General features: G+C 67.4%; 20 protein-coding genes. 8 read left to right on the top strand and 12 right to left on the bottom strand.

Going from position 1 to position 18,296, the window contains the following annotated elements; translation table 11 throughout:
• Nucleotides 1-301: 301 nt before the first annotated feature.
• Nucleotides 302-1,675: an NtaA/DmoA family FMN-dependent monooxygenase gene (locus BM287_RS10515; protein ID WP_090039164.1), complete on the top strand. Its 1,374-nt coding sequence runs from the start codon at nt 302-304 to the stop codon at nt 1,673-1,675.
• Between the two features lie 9 nt (nt 1,676-1,684).
• Here BM287_RS10515 and BM287_RS10510 read toward each other — a convergent pair whose 3' ends face one another.
• Together BM287_RS10510 and BM287_RS10505 are read right to left on the bottom strand one after the other, a co-directional pair.
• Complete coding sequence (locus tag BM287_RS10510) at nt 1,685-2,497, bottom strand: carbon-nitrogen hydrolase family protein (protein WP_170857515.1); 813 nt, start codon at nt 2,495-2,497, stop codon at nt 1,685-1,687.
• 62 nt (nt 2,498-2,559) lie between these two features.
• Nucleotides 2,560-3,462: a carbon-nitrogen hydrolase family protein gene (locus BM287_RS10505; protein ID WP_090039158.1), complete on the bottom strand. Its 903-nt coding sequence runs from the start codon at nt 3,460-3,462 to the stop codon at nt 2,560-2,562.
• 90 nt (nt 3,463-3,552) lie between these two features.
• Between BM287_RS10505 and BM287_RS10500 the strand changes: the two genes are divergently transcribed.
• Nucleotides 3,553-4,350 (top strand): FadR/GntR family transcriptional regulator, encoded by a 798-nt coding sequence (locus BM287_RS10500; protein WP_090039156.1) that lies wholly within the window; start codon nt 3,553-3,555, stop codon nt 4,348-4,350.
• Between the two features lie 31 nt (nt 4,351-4,381).
• Here BM287_RS10500 and BM287_RS10495 read toward each other — a convergent pair whose 3' ends face one another.
• A complete protein-coding gene (locus BM287_RS10495; RefSeq protein WP_211772969.1) occupies nt 4,382-5,872 on the bottom strand; it encodes a purine-cytosine permease family protein in 1,491 nt (496 codons plus the stop codon).
• Nucleotides 5,873-6,062: 190 nt separating this feature from the next.
• On the opposite strand from BM287_RS10495, the gene BM287_RS10490 reads away from it, so the two are divergent.
• The gene (locus BM287_RS10490; RefSeq protein WP_090039151.1) at nt 6,063-6,326 is read left to right on the top strand and encodes a hypothetical protein; all 264 of its coding nucleotides are present in this window, start codon (nt 6,063-6,065) and stop codon (nt 6,324-6,326) included.
• A gap of 3 nt (nt 6,327-6,329) precedes the next feature.
• Nucleotides 6,330-7,145, top strand: coding sequence for a hypothetical protein (locus BM287_RS10485; RefSeq protein ID WP_090039148.1), 816 nt, complete (start codon nt 6,330-6,332; stop codon nt 7,143-7,145).
• Between the two features lie 103 nt (nt 7,146-7,248).
• Here the strand turns inward: BM287_RS10485 and BM287_RS10480 are convergent, their stop codons facing one another.
• From BM287_RS10480 to BM287_RS10470, 3 genes are all read right to left on the bottom strand, one after another.
• Nucleotides 7,249-7,800 carry a PIN domain-containing protein gene (locus BM287_RS10480; RefSeq protein ID WP_090039146.1) on the bottom strand — a complete coding sequence of 184 codons (552 nt, stop codon included), beginning with the start codon at nt 7,798-7,800 and terminating at the stop codon, nt 7,249-7,251.
• Nucleotides 7,797-8,324 carry a helix-turn-helix domain-containing protein gene (locus BM287_RS10475; protein WP_170857514.1) on the bottom strand — a complete coding sequence of 176 codons (528 nt, stop codon included), beginning with the start codon at nt 8,322-8,324 and terminating at the stop codon, nt 7,797-7,799. Before BM287_RS10475 ends, BM287_RS10480 begins: the two co-directional genes overlap by 4 nt.
• 90 nt (nt 8,325-8,414) lie before the next feature.
• Complete coding sequence (locus BM287_RS10470; RefSeq protein ID WP_090039258.1) at nt 8,415-9,728, bottom strand: FAD-dependent oxidoreductase; 1,314 nt, start codon at nt 9,726-9,728, stop codon at nt 8,415-8,417.
• 83 nt (nt 9,729-9,811) lie between these two features.
• On the opposite strand from BM287_RS10470, the gene BM287_RS10465 reads away from it, so the two are divergent.
• Nucleotides 9,812-10,177, top strand: coding sequence for an ArsR/SmtB family transcription factor (locus BM287_RS10465; protein ID WP_090039141.1), 366 nt, complete (start codon nt 9,812-9,814; stop codon nt 10,175-10,177).
• Nucleotides 10,178-10,195: 18 nt separating this feature from the next.
• Here BM287_RS10465 and BM287_RS10460 read toward each other — a convergent pair whose 3' ends face one another.
• The 4 genes from BM287_RS10460 to BM287_RS10445 all read right to left on the bottom strand — a co-directional run bounded on the left by BM287_RS10460 (nt 10,196) and on the right by BM287_RS10445 (nt 14,738).
• Nucleotides 10,196-11,113 (bottom strand): carbohydrate ABC transporter permease, encoded by a 918-nt coding sequence (locus tag BM287_RS10460; protein WP_090039139.1) that lies wholly within the window; start codon nt 11,111-11,113, stop codon nt 10,196-10,198.
• Entirely contained in the window at nt 11,110-12,075 is a 966-nt protein-coding gene (locus BM287_RS10455) for a carbohydrate ABC transporter permease (protein ID WP_090039256.1), read from the bottom strand. The genes BM287_RS10460 and BM287_RS10455 overlap by 4 nt, the downstream gene beginning before the upstream one ends.
• Before the next feature lie 81 nt (nt 12,076-12,156).
• Nucleotides 12,157-13,506 carry an ABC transporter substrate-binding protein gene (locus tag BM287_RS10450; protein ID WP_090039136.1) on the bottom strand — a complete coding sequence of 450 codons (1,350 nt, stop codon included), beginning with the start codon at nt 13,504-13,506 and terminating at the stop codon, nt 12,157-12,159.
• 194 nt (nt 13,507-13,700) lie between these two features.
• Complete coding sequence (locus tag BM287_RS10445) at nt 13,701-14,738, bottom strand: LacI family DNA-binding transcriptional regulator (RefSeq protein ID WP_090039133.1); 1,038 nt, start codon at nt 14,736-14,738, stop codon at nt 13,701-13,703.
• Between the two features lie 213 nt (nt 14,739-14,951).
• Between BM287_RS10445 and BM287_RS10440 the strand changes: the two genes are divergently transcribed.
• Both BM287_RS10440 and BM287_RS17845 read left to right on the top strand, forming a co-directional pair.
• Nucleotides 14,952-15,287, top strand: coding sequence for a hypothetical protein (locus BM287_RS10440; RefSeq protein WP_090039131.1), 336 nt, complete (start codon nt 14,952-14,954; stop codon nt 15,285-15,287).
• Nucleotides 15,288-15,473: 186 nt separating this feature from the next.
• Entirely contained in the window at nt 15,474-15,782 is a 309-nt protein-coding gene (locus BM287_RS17845; RefSeq protein WP_170857513.1) for a hypothetical protein, read from the top strand.
• 193 nt (nt 15,783-15,975) lie between these two features.
• Here the strand turns inward: BM287_RS17845 and BM287_RS10430 are convergent, their stop codons facing one another.
• Complete coding sequence (locus BM287_RS10430; protein WP_090039125.1) at nt 15,976-17,223, bottom strand: NAD(P)/FAD-dependent oxidoreductase; 1,248 nt, start codon at nt 17,221-17,223, stop codon at nt 15,976-15,978.
• A 209-nt stretch (nt 17,224-17,432) separates the two neighbouring features.
• Here BM287_RS10430 and BM287_RS10425 point away from each other — a divergent pair, with 209 nt between their 5' ends.
• On the top strand, nt 17,433-17,864 hold the full coding sequence (locus BM287_RS10425; protein ID WP_090039123.1) for an SRPBCC family protein: 432 nt from the start codon (nt 17,433-17,435) through the stop codon (nt 17,862-17,864).
• A 14-nt stretch (nt 17,865-17,878) separates the two neighbouring features.
• Here the strand turns inward: BM287_RS10425 and panD are convergent, their stop codons facing one another.
• Entirely contained in the window at nt 17,879-18,289 is a 411-nt protein-coding gene (gene panD / locus BM287_RS10420) for an aspartate 1-decarboxylase (RefSeq protein WP_090039254.1), read from the bottom strand.
• Between the last annotated feature and the right edge of the window lie 7 nt (nt 18,290-18,296).

Below are 18,296 nucleotides of genomic sequence, written 5' to 3'. Positions count from 1 at the left end.
GGCTTTATGAACACTTCTAGGTGCATACTTTGCACGTTTGTGGAAACGGTATAGGGGCGTGTCGAAAGCCGCAACAGGGACAGTGCGTTCTGCTCCGTCGAATTGCCGTTTCGTCCATCTCTGGTGCCTGCCCCGAAATCGCGCAAAGGCCGGCCGCAATACAGTGCAACATGAGCAATTCGGAGTGCTGTGACGACCATACTGGCTTTCAGAGCGCACAGCAGTGCCGCTCCAGACATGCGGTAATGCGCCGCAACAAACCGGATCGGGCGGCTGCTCGGTCGCCAGAGACGGAGATGCAATGTCAGACCAGCGGCCCCTTCGGTTCGCCTTGTACGAGCAGGCAAGCGTCGGCTGCGGTGGGGCCCCGTCCCTCTGGACCCACCCGTCGGACGACCGCCTCGGGGTGAACTCGCTGGACCGGTGGCGGAACACGGCGATCGTCGCGGAGCAGGCGAACCTCGAAGCGATGTTCTTCGCTGACGTGCTCGGCCTCTACGACATCTACCGCGGGTCCGCTGCGGCCGCCGTCGAGTGGGCCGTCGAAGCGCCGGCGAACGACCCGTTCGTGTACGTCGCAGCTCTCTCAGCGCTGACGGAGCGTCTCGCGTTCGTCGTCACCGCTTCGACGACCTACGAGCACCCGTTCAGCCTCGCCCGCCGGTTCGCCACGCTCGATCACCTCAGCAAGGGTCGTATCGGTTGGAATATCGTCACCTCCTACCTGGAGAGCGCCGCCAGGAACTTCGGACTGGACGCCATGCTCGGTCCGCAGGACCGCTATCGCCGGGCCGACGAGTTCATGGAGGTGGTGTACAAGCTGCTGGAGGGCAGCTGGGCTGACGACGCCGTCGTCGCCGACCGGGAGCGGCGCGTCTACGCCGACGGCGAGCGCGTCCGACGGGTCGACCACGTCGGCCAGGACTTCCGGGTCGCCGGACCCGCCGTCACCTCCCCCTCCCCCCAGCGCACGCCGGTGCTCTTCCAGGCAGGATGGTCCCCGCGTGGCCAGCAGTTCGCCGCAGCCCACGCCGAAGTGGTCCTGCTGCCCAAGAAGGATCCGACGGAGATCCGCCGCGGCCTGGACAACATCCGGCAATTGGCACAGGCCTCCGGCCGGGCGGCATCGGACGTGAAATCGATGGCGCTCGCGCGGGTCATCACCGCGCCGACGGCGGCCCTCGCCCAGGCGAAGTACGACGACCTGCAGGCCAACTACCACCTGGAGGCGCAACTCGTCAGCTACGCCGGCGACACCGGCATCGACCTCAGCCGCTACGCCGACGACGAACCCCTGACGACGCAGAGCAGCGGACTGAGCTCCTACGTGCAGAAGTCCGGAGCCGGCCAGACACCGCTGACCGCGCGCGATCTCCGGGAGAGGTTCGCCCGCATCACCCGCGGATCCGACCTGCTGTTCATCGGCACCCCGGACGATATCGCCGACCAGATGCGCGACCACGCGAGCGCCTCCGGACTGGACGGCTACATGCTGAACCCGCTGACCAGCCCCGGAACGCTGGACGACTTCGCCGAGCACGTCGTGCCCGCACTGGCCGCGCGGGGCTTGTACGACACCGACCCCAAGGACGGCACGCTGCGATCACGCCTGCGCGAGGACCGATCCGACCGGCTGCCTGCCGCGTCCGCCGCCGGGTCGTACCGGTTCGGCTGAAGGAGGCCCTCAGAGCAGAACGCTCCCATCGCGTCCCTGCGGGTTGTACCGACGCTGCCGAAGAGCGGGATTCCGCTCGCGTGCGGCGTCGACGTCCGCCGTGGTCACCTCGAAGGTCGCCGTTGCCGGGGTCTCGCCGAGCTCGCCGAGGACGGCGCCCAACGGGTCGGCCAGGAGGCTCGTTCCGATCGAGATCGGGGAGGCCTGCGAGGTCGCGGCGACGAAACAAGTGTTCTCGATGGCCCGGGCCTTCGCCAGCGTGCGCCACTGGTCGACCTTGCCCGGGCCGGGAACCCAGGAGGCGCAGACCAGGACCACATGAGCGCCGGCGTCCGCGAGACGGCGGGCCAGTTCGGGGAAGCGGAGGTCGTAGCAGGCCATCAGACCGAATGTCAGGCCACTGACCTCGAAGACGACGGGTTCGAGGGAGTCGCCGGGCGCGATCCACTCCGATTCGCGGAAGCCGAACGAGTCGAACAGATGGAGCTTGCGGTAGCGGGCGATGACCGAGCCGGTCCCGTCGACCGCGATCAGCGTATTGTGCGGTCGCGGATCCGCGTCCGTCTTCTCGACGACGCCGGCGACGATCGCGATGCGGAGGGTGGCGGCCAGCTCCGCGAGCGCGGACACGAAGGGCCCGTCGACGGGCTGGGCCGCGGCGGCGAAGGACGCGTCGACGGCGCGCTTCTCGTACATGGTGTACTCGGGGAAGACCACAAGCTCCGCTCTGTCCGCGGCTGCCGCCTCCGCGGCCGTGCGGACGAGCCCGAGGTTGCGCTGGATGTCGTCGTCGGAGTCGATCTGCGCGAGGGTGATGCGCACAGTCTCTCCTTTCTCGGCCGGATCGCGTGGCCCGGACGGCCGCGGACAAGCATACGTCGGTCTCAGCGGGTCGCGTTCCCGACGACGGCGGCGGACGGCGTCCAGCGTGCCGGGTCGATGCGGCCGGAGTAGAGCGGCAGCTCGAGAGGCGCGTCCGTCGGCCGGAACTGGGCCCACATGCGATTGGAGCCCGCGGTTCCGGACCCGCGCACGCGGGTGACGGCATCCAGGTCGATCGTCTCGACGAGGATCGCCGGGTCTGCGCCCGAAGCGGCTGCGAGGACCGCGCCCTCGGGGTCCACGATGAGGCTGCGGCCCTCGCCGATCGGGCCGGCGCAGTTGACGCTCACGGTGAAGGTCTGGTTGACGATCGAGTTGGACTGGGCGAGCACGACCTCCTGGGCGCGGTCCGGCGTGGTGGTCTTGACGACGTTGACGACGGCTTCGGCGCCCATCCAGGCGAGGTGCCGGGTGACCTCCGGAAACCAGGCGTCGTAGCAGATGGAAAGCCCGAGGCGTCCGATGCCGGGAATGTCGAAGACGACGAACTCGCCGCCGGGGACGTACGGCTCGAAGGGCCGCCACGGGAAGACCTTGCGGTAGCTCGCGGTCAGCTCGCCCGTCGGCGAGAAGACGAGCGCCGTGTTGAAGAGCTCACCGGCGGGTCCGCGCTCGCACACGCTTCCGGGAACGAGCCAGACGCCCGCCGCCCGCGCGATCGCGCCGAGCTCGGCGATCAGCGGCGTGTCCAGAGCGATGGCGGAACTATCGAGCAGGCGGTTGCGGTCCGCGGGCGCGCGGTGCTCGGGACCGAAGAGGTGCAGCTCGGGATAGACGACGAGTCGCACAGCGGGGCCCGGGTGCGCGGCGGCGATCGAGCGCACCTCGTCCGCGAACACGTCGAGCGGAGTCCCGATCGGCAGCGGCTGCGCCTGGACCGCCACGATCTGCAGGAATCGTGCCATCGTCCTCACTCCTTCGTTCGTAGACCGGCTCACAGCAAAAATAGATCATTATGAGCGCTTATGTCCACCCGGGGCGGTTAGGGTGGAGGGATGACGTCGGGGAAGGACGATTCAGGAGCCGGGGACACGGCCGTGGCGGCCCTCGTGGACCCGGCCGTCGCGGGCATCATGCGCCTGAGCGCGCTGGAGACGGTGCGGGCTCGCATCGCGCTCGCGATCGAGCTGGGCCTCCTCGCCCGAGGAGAGCGCCTGCCCAATTACCGCCAGCTCGCCGAAGCGCTCGGGGTGAGCGATATCACCGCTCGCCGGGCACTGGAGAGCCTGGCTGACGACGGGCTCCTCGCCCGGCGGCGAGGCCGGGCGGGCGGGACCTTCGTGGCGGAGCGCGCAGCAGCGTCTGCGGTCTCGGCCGTCGGCGCCTACCTGGACGACGCCGAGAAGGTGCACGAGCTGATCGACCGCCGGACGCTGCTCGAGTGCGCCGTCGTCCATCACGCGGCGCTCGTCATCAGCGAAGCCCAGCTCGCCGAGCTCGACCGCTACGTCGAGCAGGCGGCGCGGGCCGAGGACTGGAGCGGCTACCACGCGGCCGACGAAGCCCTCCATCTGGCCATCGCCCGCGCGAGCGGCCTGCCCTGGGCCCTCCCGCACTACAGCACGACGCTCTACGCCCTGTACGAGTACTTCCTGCCGTACCCGGTCGCCTATCTGCACGGCGTCAACTCCGAGCACGTGGAGGTCGTCGACGCCCTCCGCCGACACGATCCGGTGGCTGCGGTGGCGATCATGGAGGCGCACGTCCAGACCCTCCATCGCTCCATGTTCATGGGCATCGCCACGGCGGGCGAGGACGCAGCGCGAACGACTGCGCCGGACGCCGACAGCTGATCGGACGTCCGGCGCGAGCCACGGTCGGTACTCAGTCGACGATGACGCCGGCGAGGTCCTCGCTCTCCGGGGCCGCGTTCTCGAGGTCGGCAGCCTGCTGCTCGGCCAGGGCCCGCTCCGCGGCGAGGTCGAGGTTGCGGGTGAAGAGCCAGTAGAGCGCACCGCCGACGGGGAGTCCGATGAACAGCGAGATGTCGACGCCGCCCATGCGCTGTGCGATGAACCCGGTGAAGAACGTGCCGATGCTGAAGAACGGGACCATGCAGGCGAAGGCGACCAGGTACGAGACGATCCCGGCCCAGCCCCAGCGCTTGTAGATCCCGTGCGGCTTGAAGATGTCGCCGATGGCGTAGTGGCCCTTGCGCACGATGAAGTAGTCCGTCAGGTTGATCGCCGTCCACGGGATGAAGAAGTACAGCACCAGCAGCAGGAAGTCCGCGAAGACCGTCGCGAAGTCGCTGGAGGCGTAGAGGGAGAGCACGCCCGAGATGACCGCGGTGACGCCGACCGTGATCACCCGCACCTTCAGGGTCGGCCGCACCTTGCGGATGCTGTCGATCGATGAGATCAGGGTCAGCGACCCTCCGTACATGTTGAGGACGATGACCGCCATCAGCCCGAACGCGATCACCAGCAGGGCGATGATGCCGAAGCCGGGGAAGAGACCGTCGGCGACGTCCCGGATCGCCGCCACCGGGTCGCTGGCGTTGAAGTCCTTGACGGCTGCGGCGAGGTACGCGCCGAGCAGGATCATCCAGGCGCCGCCGATGGCGCTGCCCCAGAACGTCCACCGGAAGGTCTTCTTCGGCGGGGTGTCGGCCGGGAGGTAGCGCGAGTAGTCGGACACGTAGATCGCCCACGAGATCTGGTACCCCGCGACCACCCCGAACTGCGAGAAGAACGCCAGCGCGTTGAAGTGCGAGATGTCGAACGACCCGGCCGGAAGGTGCAGGTGGACCAGCGCCGCGAACGTGAGCAGGGCGAGCACGACGACGGTGACGTAGGTGAGGTAGCGCTCGACCTTGTGGATGAGGTCGTAGCCGAAGAGGGCGACCGCCGCGCAGACGATGGTGACCAACCAGAACCAGAACGCATCCGCGCCGTGCCCGACGTGGATCGCCCCGGTGAGCGAGTCGCCGGCGAGGACCGTGTTGAAGACGTTGAAGCCGGCGTACTGCAGGAACGCGAAGAGCCACACCAGCAGCGCGCCGATGTAGCCGAACTGCGGGCGCGACTGGATCATCTGCGGCAAGCCCAGCTGCGGGCCCTGCGAGGAGTGCGCGGCCATGAAGATCGTGCCGACCAGCAGGCCGAGGACGATCGCGATCATGGACCAGATCAGGTTCCCGCCGGCTGCGATGCTCACGACACCGACGGCGAGGGTCGCGATCTGCGCGTTGGACATGAACCACAGCGGACCGATGTGCCACACCTTGCCGTGACGCTCGTGGTGCGGGACGTAATCGATGGACCGGACCTCGAGTCCGAGAGTGCTCCCGGTGGTCGTCCTCTGCTCTGACACAGGTACTCCTTCAACGTGTTGGGATACGACTGCGGAACGGGTGAGCCTGGGGGCGAACGCCTGGGGGCCTCGTCGTCCTGACACAGAACAAAATAGATCAGGATGATCCCTTTTGTCCACAGTCCTGTCAGCCATTGTCGAGCGTTGGCTACTAGGCTACTTTGGTACCCATCGACGAGAGACTGGAACAATGCCCGCCACCCAGAGCCCTGTAAAGGTTGATGCGGCCACCGATCGGCTGATCAGCGACGCTGCGCATTTCCTCGGTCGCACGAAGAAGGACATCGTCAGCGACGCTGTCCGCGAGTATGTCGAAACGCATCGTGACGAACTCAATGCAGCGATCACGGAGTCTCTGTCGCGGCTCGATGGGTCGAAGTCCGCCGCGGTCTCGGTGCTGACCGGCATGAGCGCCGCCGAGCTCGAGGAGCTCGGCGGCCTCCCGGCCGAGTAGTTCGTGGCCGACACGGCGCCGGTCCGCCCGACCAGGCGGGCACTGTCCGACCTGCGCCTCGATATCCCCACGATCGCCGTGCCGCTCAGTGAACTCGAGCATCCCGTCGTCGTGCGCGTCCAAGCAATCCCGGACATGGTGGCCGCCAACTCAGCCGAACGCGTTCTATCGCTGAAAGACCGAGTCTGGTTCAAAGTGAAGACAGGCGCCTGGCGTGGCGCAGCGGGCAACGTGCGCGGCGCGGTCGACGACAGCCCCCGCGCCGCACTCGAAACAGGGCAGGCCTGGTGGTGGTTGGCAGCGGCGGGCGCGCGACAGAACGACTCTCCTCAACGTGACTTCTACTCCAGGCTGGATGCGGAGGCACACGCGGCCGGCCCGAATAGTTGCTCGACAGACTTCCTCTTGCCGCAAGCATGGGACATCAAACGGCTCGAGGCCGAATTGGCTCTTGCACTCGTCAACGCAGTCCCCCCGCTCGTCAGGCGTGCCGCCGCACTCTCGATGCAAGAAGGCGATATCCGCGGATTCACGTACGGTCCCACCGACGTCCGGGTCCGTATCAGGATGCTCAATGACGGTCAGGTCTACTTGGCGATCAGCTCGGTCGGAGCAACCGACCCCGACTTCTTCGCGCTCCTACTCTCGGCATTCGACGGCCTCACTGTCCACGACTGGCTCCCCGAGCCCGGCCCATACCTGCAAGTACAGCCCGAACCAGGTGAGATCCTTTGGTCGACGATCCTGACTCCCGAGGCACAGCAGTCGCTGCTCCACGAGGTCGACGTTGAGGCGTCCGGCAACGAGGCACAAACGTAGGCATCGACCCTGACGACCTCGCGCGACGGCCATCCGCGTACTGCGTAGAGCGACCGAGCAGGTCGAGGCCCACACCTTCGGAACCTCGTAAGTCGCGCTGGCTTCAATAGAGCTTGGCGCGGGCGGCGTCCACGAATTTCGGTACGCCCGCCCGGGCGAGCGCGAGCAGAAAGTGGTCCACGGTCATCGCCGGGGAGTCGTAGCCCTCGACGAGTTCGACGAGAGCTCGGAGCGTAGGTGCGTGGTAAAGGTCGAGCTGGTCCAAGAGGAAGTCGTCAGGGTGCACGACTTCGAGGTCGAACGGCTCGACGGAGTCCTGCGGGAAGTCCCTTGTATTGAAGGTGACCAGCACCTCGGCGCCGCCGCGAACCGCGGCCGCGAGCACATGCCGGTCCTTCTCGTCATTCATCATCGTCGGCACAAGGTCGTCGTAGCCCGTAACCATCGCGTCGGCGAAGTAGCGCTCCATCGTGCCGACGCGCTTCTCAACGAGCACCGGATCCTCACCGTACTTCACAAGGTTCTTGGCAAGCTCGAACAGGACGTCTTTCGACCAAAGCGGTCGGAACAAGCTTCGGTCAGCGAGCTCCAGGATGAAGTCATTGAGGAGCGCCCCGTAGAGGACGTTGGTATCGAAGAAGGCCGGGAAACTCACTCAGCGTCGAACTCCGCGAGACGCTTGACCTCGGTCGCATTGCCGACCTGCAGTTTCGCACCGAGGGTGTCGCGCTGGAGCTCGCGCAGAGCAGCGCGGCGTTCTGCGCGGAAGTTCGCCTGGTACGCGACCAGGTCCTCCAGCCGGACGCGGCGATGACGGCCGGGCTTGTCGAAGGCGATGTCGCCGGCCTCGAGCAGGCGGACCAGCGTTGGGCGGCTTATCCCGAGGAAGTCCGCGGCTTGCTGCGTCGTCATGGTCATACCCTGCGGGACGACCGTGATGCCCTCACCGGCAGCGAGCGCATTAGTGACCTGGTCAAGGATGCGGAAGATCTCATCCGGAATCGGGCGAGCCTCGCCGCGCGGATCGACGAGCGCGGCCTTGGACGAGTTCTGGGCCAGATAGGACTCCAGCTCGCGCATCGTCTCGGCGAAGTCGAGCAGCTCTTCGCGAGCGTCGGCCTCGGGGAGGTAGGTCTGTGCCTTGCGGGCACCGCGTGGCGTATCGGTCGAGGTGCTCATGATGCCCATTGTATCCGGGCAAAACGAAAAAATCGAACATCCACCCTCGACGGGCAGCCCCTTTCATGGGGCCAGGAGAAGGCAGTCTCCTTACGAGCAGCACGATGACGACCCCGCCGGCCCGGTCGAGCACACACCGGTGGCGGGGAGGACCAGCTGCACCTTCGTCGCCGAGGCGATGTCTCCGGCGAGGTAGGCAGTGATGGAGCGGACCTGCTCGTAGCCGGTGGCGAGCAGGAACGTCGGCGCGCGGCCGTAGGACTTCATTCCGGCGAGGAAGAAGTCCGGCTCCGGATGCTGCAGCTCGGCGAACCCGTGCGGCTCCACCGTGCCGCAGGTGTGGACGTTCGGGTCGATCAGCGGCGCCAGGCGGGCGGGCGCTTCGACGATCTCGTCCAGCTCCAGCCGGATCTCACGCAGCACGTCCAGGTTCGGGCGGAACCCGGTGGCGTTCACGACCACATCGGTGTCATGCTCGACGACCTCTCCTGCGCGCTGCCCGATCAACCGCACCCCGCCCTGGATGGGGGCGACGCGGAGGATCTCGAACCGGTCGAGCTGATGGATGCCGCCGGTGCCGATCAGTCGGTCGACCCGCTTGCCGATGGCCGCACGGGCGGCCAGCCCGTCGTCGTCGGAGGTCGTGACGCGCACGGCGCCGGCGTTCCGGATGAGCCACGTGATCTGCGTCTCGGGCACCTCGCGCTTGAGGGCGGCGAGGTTCAGCAGCGTGTTCGCGGCGGAGTGGCCGGCGCCGACGACGGTGACGCGCTTGCCCGCGAAGCGGTGACGCTCCCGTCCCAGCACGTCGGGGAGGGCGTGCGAGACGTGGCCGGCGACAGCCGGCAGCCCGAGCGGGTCGAGACCGGACGAGGCGAGCCTGTTCGGGGTGAGGTAGGTGCCGGACGCGTCGATGACGGCGCGTGCGGTGACCTCCTGCACGCCGTTCGCATCGGCGATACGCAGCAGGAACGGGGTGTCGGCGCGGCCGGCGCTGCGTGTCCGGTCCATGCCCTCACGACTGACGGCGTCCACGGTCGCGCCGTACCGGATGCGGGAGTCGATCGCCTCGAGCTTCGACAGCGGCCGGAGGTAGGAGGCCACGAACTCGCCGCCGGTCGGCAGACCCGACCCCTCGGGCGGCGCCCATCCCGTCCCCTCGAGGAGGCGGAGGGAGGCTGGGTCGATCAGGTGACGCCATGGCGAGAAGAACCTGATGTGCGCCCATTTCTGGATGCTCGCCCCTGCATCCTCGCCGGCCTCGTACACGACGAAGTCGATCCCGCGTTCGACGAGGTTCGCCGCGGCGGCCAGCCCGATCGGGCCCGCCCCGATGATCGCGACCGGCAGGCCGACGAGACGGCTGCTGCGCACTGTGGGAGTTGTCAGGTCGACCAGAGTCATCGCATCCTCCATTGAGGTTCTTCGATGAATGGAGTCTGCCTCCGTCCATCGAAGTTTGTCAATATAGACGCTAGGATGAATCCATGAGCACTCCGGAAGCACTCCCCCTCACTCCGGTCGGCTCCTGCTGCACACCCCTCACCCAGGACGTGCTCACCGCCGACGACGCCGCGTCGATGGCCCTCGCGTTCAAGGCGCTGGGCGACCCGACCCGTCTCCGCCTGCTCTCGATCGTCGCCGCCTCCGGGGGCGACGAAGCGTGCGTCTGCGACCTGACCGAACCGATCGGTCTCAGCCAGCCCACGGTCTCGCACCACCTGAAGATCCTGATGGACGCCGGCTATCTCACCCGCTCCAAGCGGGGCACCTGGGCCTACTACGCGCTCGTCCCCGGCAGCCTCGACCGCGTCGCCGCGCTCCTCGCCACCGCGACCGCATCCAGGGCCTGAGAAGTCAGCGCGCGCGGGTTACTTGAGGCTGCCGAGCGAGAGCCCGCCCTGCCAGTACTTCTGCAGGGTGAGGAAGGCGACGATCAACGGGATGATCGACACGAGCGCGCCCACGATGATCAAGCTCCAGAGCGAATGCGAGCCTCCGTTGTTCGACGAGGCGAGCTGCGACCAGAGGCCGAGCCCGACGGTGATCGGGTAGAGCTTGGAGGTGGAGAGCATCGCCAGCGGGAGGAAGTAGTTGTTCCACGTCCCGACGATCGACAGCAGCAGCACGGTGATGAGGGCGGGACGCATCAGCGGCAGGGCGACGGTGAAGAACGTGCGGAACTCCCCGGCGCCGTCGACGCGCGAGGCGTCCAGCAGCTCGTCCGGAACAGCGTCGGCGATGTACACGCGCATCAGATAGACGCCGAACGGGCTGAGCAACGACGGCAGGATCACCGCCCAGATCGTGTCCGTGAGGCCCAGGTTCGACAGCAGCACGAACGTCGGGATGACGAGAGCGGTCAACGGGACCATGACGGAGCCGAGCAGCAGCGCGAAGGTGAAGTTGCGCCCGCGGAACCGGTACTTGGCGAAGCCGTAGCCGGCCAGGACGGCGATCACAGTCGCCCCGACGCCTCCGCTCACCGCGTACAGGACCGAGTTGCCCAGCCACTGGAGGTACTCGCCGCCGTTGTAGGTGAACAGGTCGGCGAGGTTCGCGAAGAGATTGAAGTCCTTGCCGAACCAGAGCGCTCCCGTGCCGGCGAACAGGTCGGGCGCGTTCTTGGTGCTCGCGACCAGCAGCCACCAGACCGGGACCAGGAAGTAGATCACCAGCACGACGAGGAACAGGTGCGCGATGATGTTCCGGGGCTTACGGGCCGTCCGCAGCGGCGCCGAGCGCCCGGCGTCGACCGGACGGGCCGTCTTCTCGAGGATTTCGGTCATTTGAGGAGGCTCCCCCGCTTGCGAGTGGCGAACATGAAGATGTACACGGCGATGAACACCACGATCCCGAGAGCGAACGAGATCGCCGACGCGTAGTTGAACTGGGCGTACGAGAAGGCCAGGTTGAACGCGTAGATGTTCGGCGTGAAGTCGGGAGTGATCGTCCCGTTGGCCACCGGTGCCAGCACCTGCGGCTCGGTGAAGAACTGCAGCGTCCCGATGAGGGCGAAGACGAGGATGAGGACGAGCGCCGAGGCGACCAGCGGGATCTTGACGCGAAGCGCCACCTGCCACCAGTTGGCGCCGTCGAGTTTCGCGGCCTCGTAGATCGAGGGATCGATGCCCTGGAGCGCCGCGTAGATGATGATCATGTAGTACCCGGCCCACTGCCAGGTGACGACGTTCAACAGCCCGGCGAACACGTTCCCCTGGCTGAGGAGGAACGGCGCCTGCGCGTTGAACAGGGAGAACAGCTGCTGGAGCGGACCGAACGTCGGGCTGTAGAGGAAGCCCCACATCAGCGCGCCGATCACCGCCGGAATCGCGTACGGCAGGAAGATCATCAGGCGCGAGAACCGGGCCAGCCGGGTCGTGAGCGCGTCGAGGACGAGCGCGGCCGCCAGCGAGACGAGCATCTGGACCGGGATCAGCACGATCGAGAAGCGGACGACGAACCACACGCCGTTCAGGAACGACGGATCGGTGAACGCCTTCACGTAGTTGTCGATGCCCGAGAACACCGTTCCCGTCGCCAGCCCCTTGGTGAAGAGGCTGAGATAGAAGGCGTACGCGAGAGGCGCGACGAGGAAGAGCACGAACACGGCCGCGAACGGCGCGATGAAGATCCAGCCGGTCCGCCCGCGGCGGGCCAGCATCTTCGCGCTGCCGGAGCGTGCGAGCGACGGTCGCGCAGCGGTGCGCGGTGGGGATGCGGTCGTGGTCGTGGACCCGACGGGGGCCATGGTCTCTCCCTGGATGTCGTGGGGGTCGGTTCCCGGGACGGGATGCAAGGGAAGTACCATCGCATCCCGCCCCGGAAGGGATTACTTGACGGTGAAGCCCTGGCTCTTGGCGTACTTCACCATGGTGGCCTGGAGATCGGTGGCCGCTTGCGAGCCGCTGATCTTGCCGGCGTTGATCTTCACGATCTCCGCCTGCAACTGCGCGTAGTAGTAAACGGAGAACGGGCTGTAGTCGAAACCCTTGTAGTTGTTCTCGGCGGGGATGTAGATGTCCTTGTTCGCGGTCTGGCCGTTGAAGAAGTCCACCGGGTTGTTGATGAACGCGTCCGACTTCAGCACGCCCTGGTTGAGCGGGAAGATCGTCTGGGTCTTCCAGCCGTCCGTCAGCGATGCGTCGTCCGCGTAGATCCCCTTCGCCACCTCGGCGGCGAGCTTCTTGTTCGTCGCCTGGGAGGTGACGGCGAAGGTCGATCCGCCCCAGTTGACCGAGACCTGGTCACCGGCGTTCCACTGCGGGAGCGGCGCTACGGCGAAGGAGCCCTTCTCCGAGCCCTTTCCGACGCCTGCGCCGGTGAGGTACCCCGGTGCCCAGGCGGCCGAGACGTAGGTGGCGTACTTGCCGCCGACGACGCCCGCGATGTAGTCGGTGGTGAACTGGTCCTGAGTGCCGACCACTCCCTTCTTCACCAGGCCGGCCCAGTAGTCGAGCACATCCTTCGCGGGCTGGCTGTCCAGGTTGATGGAGATGTTCTTCGGGTCCTGCAGGTTGTAGGTGAACGGCACGGCGCCCTTCTGCGCCATCAGCGCAGTGATCGCCGCAGGCACGTTGCTGCCCAGGTCACCGAAGAGCGGACCACCGGCGGCCTTGACCTTCTCGGCCGCCTGCGCGTACTCCGCCCAGGTGGTCGGCGGCGTGATGCCGTACTTGGTGAAGATGTCCTTGCGGTAGATCATCGCCATCGGGCCGCCGTCGACTGGGATCGCGTAGACGGACGAGCCCTGGGAGACGTCCTTCCAGGCGCCGTCGGAGAAGTTCTTCTTCACGTCGTTCGCACCATACGGCGCCAGGTCGACGAGAGCCTTCTGGATCTCGAATCCGGTCAGCTGGTCGGCCTCGAGCATGATGACATCCGGTGCGCCCTTGCCCGCCGAGATCGCGGTCTGGAACTTCGCGTACTCGGGTCCGCCCTGGCCCGCGACGGTCCAGCAGACCTGCACGTCCTTGTGCGCCCGGTTGAAGTTGTCCACAACCTTCGCCATGTTCGGGTACCAGGCCCAGACCGAGACCTGAGGCGCGTCGTTCATCATCTTGTTCGTGCAGTTCGTGAGCTTGGGGTTGCTCGCGCCCTGGGCGTCGGATCCGCCGCCCTGGCTGCAGCCGGCGAGCGTCGCGGCCAGCGCCATCGCCGCAACGGTGGCGACGAGTGCCATCCGGTTCTTTTTCACTGTGTTCCCTTCAGTGCTTCGAGTCGATGAAGGAAGGGAGAATGCGGCTGCCCGGAACGGTCATGCTGGATCCTCCTTGATCCTGATTTCTTCGTTTCTCCAACGTTATAGGAAAACGTTGTAGGAACATTGTGGCGGGGGATGCCGAGAAGTGTCAAGCACGCTTCCCCGGCGGGTGCTCAGGCCGGGACGGAGGCGACCGCCGAGCGCAGGACGCTCGACTCGCGCACGACCAGGCGGAACGGCACGTCGATCTCCTGGGGAGGATCCGACCGCTTCTTCCCGGCGATCCGCTCCACCAGCAGGCGGACGGCGGTCTCTGCGATCTCCTCGCGTCCCGGGTCGACCGTCGAGAGGGACGGCACGGAGTACCGGGTCTCGTCGATGTCGTCGAAGCCGATCATCGCGACATCGTCCGGGATGCGGAACCCGTTCTCCTGCAGGACGCGCATGGCGCCGAGCGCGATCACGTCGTTGAAGGCCACGACCCCGTCGAACGTCACCCCGCCGGCCAGCACGGCGTCCATGGCCTCGGCGCCCGTCCGCCGATGCCAATGGCCGACCGGGACGACCAGCTCGTCCCGGTACGGCACACCGGCGGCCGCGAGTGCCTCGCGATAGCCCGCGAGTCGCAGTCCGGCGGACCCGACGACTTCGTTCTCGTGCGCACCGAAGGCGAGAATGCGCCGGCGACCGAGCGCGAGGAGGTGCTCCGTCGCCGCTCGCGCTGCGGCGACGTTCTGCATGGTCACGTGGTCGGCGGGTCCATTGAAGATCCGCTCGCCCAGAAGCACGAGGGGAGTGGGGATGTCGAGGTGGGCGGCATCCTCCTGCCCCAGCGCGAGCACGCTGAACAGGATCCCGTCGACCATCCGCATGCGAGGACCGTGCAGGACCTCCAGCTCCTGCTCTCTCCGGCCGGCGCTCTGCTCGATCATCACGACCAGATCGTGGCTGGCCGCGTGCCTCATCACAGCGTCGGCCAGCTCGGCGAAGTAGGCGTTCTTCAGGTCGGGGATGATCAGGCTGATCGCTCCGGTACGACCGGACCGAAGACCACGCGCCGTCAGATTGGGCTGATAGCCGAGCTCCGCGATCGCCGCGAGCACACGCGCTTTGGTGTCATCCCGGATGTACGGATAGTCGTTGATGACATTCGACACGGTCTTGATCGATACGGAGGCCGCTCGCGCGACGTCGTGCAGGGTGACCGCCATGCCGGGCCCCTCCCCCTCGCCGGCTTGTCCGTGCGAGACCTGCGCAAATACTACAACGTTGCAGACCACCGCATCGCCCGCCACGCGGGACGGCACTCGCCCGGGCATGTTTCACCGTGTGACGCTCCGCGTGACTCGGGATGTCGATGGTCCTTATCCTCGATACACACCGCGCATCCCGCGCAGCCCCTCGACACCGTGAGAAGGAACATCGTGACCCGTCAGCCCAGCCCCACCGCGAAGGACGCCCTGCTCCGGGCCGCTTCCGGGCAGGGTGCGGAGATGTTCGACGACGGCTACGCACTGCACCCCATCGCCCGCCGCGCGGCGCTGGCCACCCCGTCGAACTGGGTCGACGCCTTCGTCGTCGCTGCGAAAGCGGACGGCTGGATCGAGCTCTCCGACCTCGACGGCGACAGCCTCCACTGCTGGCACTTCGACGACCTGCGCGAGGTGCTGGAGCCCGGCTCCCCCGTGGCGGTGCACGCCGTCTACGGCGTCCTCGCCGCCGGCGACGAACTCCTCAACGTCCGCGTCGGGCGCGCCTGAACCCCGGGTTCCTGACGTCGTGACCTCCTGACACGACGGAACGCCCAGCGTCTCGCCGGGCGTTCGAATCGTAGCGAGGGCTATGAGGCCATCATGGGCTTCATCGACGCCATCATCGCGTCGCACGCGTCCGCACAGTTCATGCAGACCTGAGCGCACATCTTCGCCGATGCGCTCGAGTCGCCCATGCCCGTGCAGTCGTCTCCGCAGGCGCGGCACATCGCCGACGTCGCCTGGAGCATCGACATCATCGCCGCCATGTCCCGCTCGCTGGTCGGCATCGGACGCAGCATCATCCGCATCATCGTGTTGCACATGTCCGCGCAGCTCATGCACATCGCCGAGCCCGACATGCCCTCCATCGACATGGAGCCCGCGCACATCGTGCACGCCTGCTCGCACGCCGCACACGCCTCGATACATCGCTGCATCATCGCCATGTCCATGCCCGCCATCGGCCCCTGGGCCGACTCGCTCATCATCGACATCATCTGAGTGGTCTCATCCATCACGTGCTCCCACCTCCCGCCGGCACGCGGAGGCAGGTCGCCTCGGAGTCGCCGTGCCGTAACACAGGCAACGATAGGAGTGCGCGCGCGTGGCCACAAGCGGTCCGCCCGGTCCGTGTCGCCGGAGGCGCACATCACGGGTAGGGTCGCAGTCCGACCGGTGGGCGCGCGAGCTGCGGTCAGCGTGCGCTCGTGGATGCGGCGAGAGAGTCGAGCGGCACGTTCGGGTCGCGCAGCGCATCCAGCGACACGACCTCGCCCGACCGGACGAGCGCCTTGATGTCGTCGTTGACGTCCCAGATGTTGACGTTCATCCCCGCGACCACCCGTCCCTCGCGAAGCCAGAACGCGATGAACTCTCCGGAGGCGGGGTCGCCGCGGTAGACAAGCTCCGCGTCGCGCGTGAGCGGCGCGAAGCCGGCGTACTCCATCCCGAGGTCGAACTGGTCGGTGTAGAAGTAGGGGATGGCGTCGTGGGTCACCGGCCGGCCGAGCATCGCGCGGGCTGCGGTGGTACCGCCGTCGATGGCGTTGGCCCAGTGCTCGCTGCGGATGCGCCGGTCGATCAGCGGATGGACGGCCCCCGCGATGTCGCCGGCGGCGAAGACGGCGGGTGCGCTCGTCCGGAGGGAGGCATCCACCAGGACGCCGTCGCCCGTGTCCAGCCCGGCGCGCTCGGCCAGCTCGATGAGCGGGACGGCGCCGACGCCGATCACGACCAGATCCGCCGGGAAGGTCTCGCCGTCCGCGAGCCGGACGCCGGTGGCATGGCCGTTCTCGCCGACGATGCTCTCCACCGCCACCGAGGTCCGGATGCGCACGTCGTGCTCGGCGTGCAGCCGGGCGAAGAAGCGCCCCAGCTCGTCGCCGAGGGCAGCGGCGAGCGGGACCGGATCGCGTTCCAGGATGGTGACCTCGTTGCCGAGCGTGCGGGCGGTCGCGGCGACCTCCATGCCGATCCAGCCGGAGCCGATCAGGACGATCCGCCGGCCGCCGCGCTGGAGGGTGTCGCGGAGGCGGTCGCTGTCGTCCACCGTGCGGAGGGAGACGACGCCGTCGAGGTCGGCTCCGGGTATCGGGAGCCTGCGGGGTGTCGAGCCGGTCGCCAGCAGGGCCCGGTCGAAGCGGTACCGGGTGCCGTCGTCGGTGGTGACCGAGCCGCTCGGGTCGAGGTCGGAGACCCGGGTCCCGAGGTGGAGGTCCACGTTGTTATCGAGGTACCACGAGGCGTCGAGGACGTCGATGCTCGCCCGGTCGTCGCTCCCCGCGAGATAGCCCTTGGACAGCGGCGGCCGGATGTACGGTGCGTGCCGCTCGGCGCCGAAGAGGTGGATGCGCCCGTCATACCCCTCGTCGCGCAGCGTCTTCGCCGCCGTCGCGCCGGCCAGGGCCGCGCCGACGATGGCGATGTCGGAGATCGCGTTCATCGCTCTGCACCCCCAGCGGTGAAGGCTGCAGGGGTATCCATCGTCCGTGACATGAGCTCCTCCTCGGTCTATGCCGAGAATACGGACGCGGGATTCTCTATGTCAAGAAATACTTTTTTAGACGTGCTGATTCCGTTCTGGCCATTCCGCATCCATCGGTGGCGGATGCGGCCACAATGAGAAGCACCGAGCACGATCGAAGGGCCGATGTGGCACACGCAGAGAACACGATCACGATCGCGAGGACACCGGATGCGGTGTTCGCGTTCCTCGCGGACGGGACGAACAACCCGCGCTGGCGGACCGGGGTGAAGTCCATCGAGCTCCGCAGCGGCACGCCGGGCGAAGTGGATGCCGTGTACGCCCAGACGCTCACCGGGCCCGGTGGACGCCCCATCGCCGGCGACTACCGCATCACCTCCGCGGTCCCCGGGGAACGGCTCGGCTTCTCGGTGATCGCGGGACCCGCGCGACCGACAGGCGAGTACACGCTGACGCCGGACGGGGACGGGACCCGCGTCCGGTTCACGCTGGACCTCGAGCCGACGGGGCTCCTGAAGCTGATGAGCGGGGCCATCCAGAAGACGATGACCGCGGAGGTCGGTCAGCTGTCGACGCTGAAGTCCGTGCTCGAAAGCTGAGAACGAATCGGCGGCTACAGGGCGAAGGGCGGGCGCTGCTCGTCCGGCGTGAGTGCCTCGGCGGGGTCGGTGCCGAGGGCGACGATGCGGTTGGCCGCATCCACGTGCACCACGACCGGGACGAAGGCCCGCGCTTCGGCGTTGTCGAGCTGCGCGTAGGAGATGACGATCACGGTGTCGCCGATCTCGGCGAGGTGCGCGGCCGCTCCGTTGACACCCATGACGCCGCTGCCGCGCTCGCCCGCGATCAGGTACGTCTCGAAGCGGGAGCCGTTGGTCACATCCACCACGGCGACCTGCTCGCCGGGCAGGAGATCGGCGGCCTCCATGAGGTCGAGATCGACGGTCAGCGAACCCACGTAGTGCAGGTCCGCGTGCGTGATCGTCGCGCGGTGGATCTTGGACTTGAACATGGTGCGCAGCACGGCGTCC

Origin of the sequence: Leifsonia sp. CL147 (assembly GCF_900114565.1) — a bacterium.
In the GTDB taxonomy this organism is placed as follows: Bacteria; Actinomycetota; Actinomycetes; order Actinomycetales; family Microbacteriaceae; genus Leifsonia.
The sequence above is the reverse complement of the archived record's forward strand: the minus strand, read 5'-3'. Positions and strand labels throughout refer to the sequence as shown.